Here is a 3,318-nt window from a genome sequence, read left to right as displayed (position 1 = left end):
GGCGGTCTCGGAGGCCGCCCGGCCCGCCACCCGCCGCGCGCTCGCCGAGACCGCCCGCCGGCACGCCCGGCTGGACCAGCTGAACCGCCAGGTCGCCGGGCGGCTCAACGTGCCGCTGCCGAACCGGCCGACCCCGGTCCAGCAGAGCTGGATGTCGGAGATCACCGGCAAGTCCGGCAACGACTACGACAAGACCGCCGTCGCGCGGATGCGGATGGCGCAGGGCCTGCTCTACGCCGAGCTCGGCGCCGTCCGCGCCAGCACCCGCAACACCCTCATGCGGAAGTTCGCCGAGCAGGCGCAGCCGTTCGTCAGCGCGCAGATGAGGCAGCTGGAGACCACCGGGTTCGTCACCGGCGACACGCTGCCCGACCCGCCCGCCGTCTCCGACCCGCCGCCGCCCGCGCCGCCCGGCTCGCGGCGGTCCCCGGCGCCCGCCGCGACGTCGCTGCTGTCCGGCGGCCGGGGCTGACGGCCGCTACCGCCCCAGCTCGCCGAGGAGGGCCGTGAGGGTCGCGCCGAGCGGCGCGTCCACGGTGACCAGGGCGTGTTCGTCGCCGCGCGTCGCGCCCCGGTTGACGATCGCCACGGGCACGCCGTGCCGGGACGCGTGCCGGACGAACCGGTACCCCGACAGCACCGTCAGCGACGACCCGAGGACCAGCAGCGCGCCCGCGCCCTCGGTGAGCGCGTAGCAGTCCCGGACCCGGGCGGGCGGCACGTTCTCCCCGAAGAAGATCACGTCGGGCTTGAGCACCCCGCCGCACCGCTCGCACGCGACGACCCGGAACGCCGCGATATCGGCGTCGGGGAGCACGGCGTCGCCGTCGGGGTTGATCGCGTTCGCCCGCGCCGCGAAGCCGGGGTTCGCGGCGTGCAGCCGCGCGTCCAGCCGGGCGCGCGGCGTCCGCTGCCCGCAGGACAGGCACACGACCCGGTCCAGCGCCCCGTGCAGCTCGATCACGCCGCTCGCGCCGGCCGCCTGCTGCAGCCCGTCGACGTTCTGGGTGATGATCCCCGCGACCAGGCCGCGCCGCTGCAGCTCCGCCACCGCCCGGTGCCCCGCGTTCGGGCGCGCCGCCGCGATGTGCCGCCAGCCGAGATGGCTGCGCGCCCAGTACCGGCGCCGCGCCGCCTCGCTCCCGGTGAACGCCTGGTAGGTTATCGGCTCCGCGCGCCGCCGGCGCCCCGTCTCCCCGCGGTAGTCCGGGATGCCCGACTCGGTGGACAGGCCCGCGCCGCTCAGCACCACCACGTCCCCGCCCGAGACGAGATCGGCCAGCAGCGGCAGCTCGTCCGTCCCCGCCGTGCTCTCCACAACCTGCGTCACTCCTCCATGGTGCACGACCAGGGCGAGTGGGGGACGAAACCCCCGATACCCCTGTGACGCGTGTCACCGGCGTGACAAAAACCGCCAGGAGAATGTGCACGGGGTGGCAAGTTCCGACGATCGCCGCCGCGCTAGCTTCCGAAGCCCCGCGTCTCCTCCGCGGGACCCCCTACCGCGAGGTGAGCGGATGACCGCTGAGCACCGTGCCCAGGATTCCCGTGCCCAGGAGTCCCGTGCCCGAGAACACCGCGCCGGAGTCCTCCGGGCCGACGGGACGCCGCGGGTCGTGGTGACGGGGTTCGGCGTCAAGAGCCCGGCGGGCGGCACGCCGGCGGAGGTGCTCGCGACCGTCCTCGCCGGCAAGTCGCAGGCCGTGCACGTCCCCGAGTTGCTGGAGGCCGGGACCGCGGTGTCGTTCGGCTGCCCCGCCCAGCCGCTGGACGAGGAGCGCTACTTCAGCAAGCCCGAGCGGCGCCGCCTCGACCGGATGACCAAGCTCGGCGTCGCCGCCGCCGACGACGCCGTCGCCGCCGCCGGGCCCGGCTACGGCGGCGACCCCGCCCGGCACGGCGTCTACGTGGGGACGGCCGCCGCGGGCCTGGCCTCCGCCGTCGCGCTCGGCGGCCACGAGCACGCCGGGACCCTGGACCGGGTGCCGGTCCCCGCCGTCCCGAAGATCATGCCGAACGCGACCGCCGCGAACGTGTCCATCCGGCACGGCTGCGAGGGCCCCTGCCTCACCTTCTCCACCGGCTGCGCCAGCGGCGCCACCGCGATCGGCGAGGCCGTCCTCGCCATCCGGGCCGGCCGGATCGACGCGGCCGTCGCCGGCGGCGTCGACGCGATCCTCACCCCCTTCGTGATGGCCGCGTTCGCCCGCATCGGCACCCTCGCCCGCCGCGACCCCACCCCGCACACCGCCGGGCGCCCGTTCGACGCCGACCGCGACGGGTTCGTGGTGGGGGAGGCCGCCGCGTTCCTCACGCTGGAGCGCGCCGACCACGCCGCCGCGCGCGGCGCCCGCGTGTACGGGGAGGTCGCCGGGTACGGCTGCGCCTCCGACGCCGCCCACCTCGTCCAGCCCCGCCCGGACGGCGAGGTCGCCGCGCGCTCGTGACCGCCGCGCTCGCCGACGCCGGGCTCGGCCCGTCCGCCGTCGGGCACATCAGCGCGCACGCCACCGGCACCCGCGGCAACGACGGCGCCGAGGCGCTCGCGATCGGCCGCTGCTTCGGCGGCGCCGCCCCGCCCGTCACCGCCACCAAGGGCGTCACCGGGCACATCCTCGGCGCCGGCGGCGCGCTGCAGGCGATGGTCGCGCTGCTGAGCGCGGCGGACGGCCTCGTCCCGCCCACCGCGAACTTCGCCGCCCCCGACGCCGAGACCGCGCTGGTCGACGTGGTGCACGGCGAGCCCCGGACGATCGCGCCCGCCGCGCCCGCGCTGTCGAACTCGTTCGGGTTCGGCGGGCACGACGCGACGCTCGTCCTCATCCCCGCCTAGCGGCGGGTCAGCGGCCCGGGTTCTCCAGCTGGAAGAAGTTGCTCTGCGAGCCGTCCTTCTTGTGCTCCTGGTAGAGGAAGTTCAGCTCGCGCTGGTCGAACGTGGTGAACCAGTCGTCCCAGGAGATGTGCTCCAGGTTCTCGCCGCCGTAGCCGGGGAAGTCGAACAGCAGCCGGCCCGGCCGGCCCCCGTAGTCGCTGCCCGGCACGGTGGACGGCTCGGCGCCGCGCTCCTCCGCCCACTGGCGGATGACGTCGTGGTCGGTGGTGACGAGGCTCTTGCCGGGCCGCTCCTCGTGCTCGCTCGCCGAGGCGACCTCCTGCTCGTAGCGGTGCTCGCCCTGCACCGGATGGTGCTGCGACTCGCCCATCGCGATACCCCCTTACGCGGACGGTTCGGACTTCCCGTCCGTCCTACCCGTCCAGCCGGGGGCTAACGGCCGGTGCCGGTGCCGGGGCCGCGGGGGCGCGGCGCCGCCGCGGCCC

General features: G+C 76.2%; 5 protein-coding genes. 3 read left to right on the top strand and 2 right to left on the bottom strand.

Annotated elements, in window-relative coordinates; genetic code table 11:
• Positions 1–472: DUF4142 domain-containing protein (locus tag HUX53_RS03420; protein ID WP_176401711.1), on the top strand; the 472-nt coding region annotated here is incomplete at its 5' end.
• A gap of 6 nt (positions 473–478) precedes the next feature.
• Here HUX53_RS03420 and HUX53_RS03415 read toward each other — a convergent pair.
• Entirely contained in the window at positions 479–1,330 is an 852-nt protein-coding gene (locus HUX53_RS03415) for an NAD-dependent protein deacetylase (protein WP_309237025.1), read from the bottom strand.
• 187 nt (positions 1,331–1,517) lie between these two features.
• Here HUX53_RS03415 and HUX53_RS03410 point away from each other — a divergent pair, with 187 nt between their 5' ends.
• Positions 1,518–2,447 carry a beta-ketoacyl synthase gene (locus HUX53_RS03410; protein WP_217919034.1) on the top strand — a complete coding sequence of 310 codons (930 nt, stop codon included), beginning with the start codon at positions 1,518–1,520 and terminating at the stop codon, positions 2,445–2,447.
• On the top strand, positions 2,444–2,833 hold the full coding sequence (locus HUX53_RS39875; protein WP_217919033.1) for a hypothetical protein: 390 nt from the start codon (positions 2,444–2,446) through the stop codon (positions 2,831–2,833). Before HUX53_RS03410 ends, HUX53_RS39875 begins: the two co-directional genes overlap by 4 nt.
• 7 nt (positions 2,834–2,840) lie before the next feature.
• Here the strand turns inward: HUX53_RS39875 and HUX53_RS03405 are convergent, their stop codons facing one another.
• Positions 2,841–3,203, bottom strand: coding sequence for a hypothetical protein (locus HUX53_RS03405; protein WP_176401710.1), 363 nt, complete (start codon positions 3,201–3,203; stop codon positions 2,841–2,843).
• Between the last annotated feature and the right edge of the window lie 115 nt (positions 3,204–3,318).

The organism is Actinomadura sp. BRA 177 (assembly GCF_013372625.1).
In the GTDB taxonomy this organism is placed as follows: Bacteria; Actinomycetota; Actinomycetes; order Streptosporangiales; family Streptosporangiaceae; genus Spirillospora.
This window is presented reverse-complemented; position numbering and strand designations above follow the sequence as displayed.

Coding starts and splice junctions, on each gene's coding strand:
- HUX53_RS03410 (WP_217919034.1), top strand. CDS start 1,518: ATGACCGCTGAGCACCGTGCCCAGGATTCCCGTGCCCAGGAGTCCCGT.
- HUX53_RS03405 (WP_176401710.1), bottom strand. CDS start 3,203: ATGGGCGAGTCGCAGCACCATCCGGTGCAGGGCGAGCACCGCTACGAG.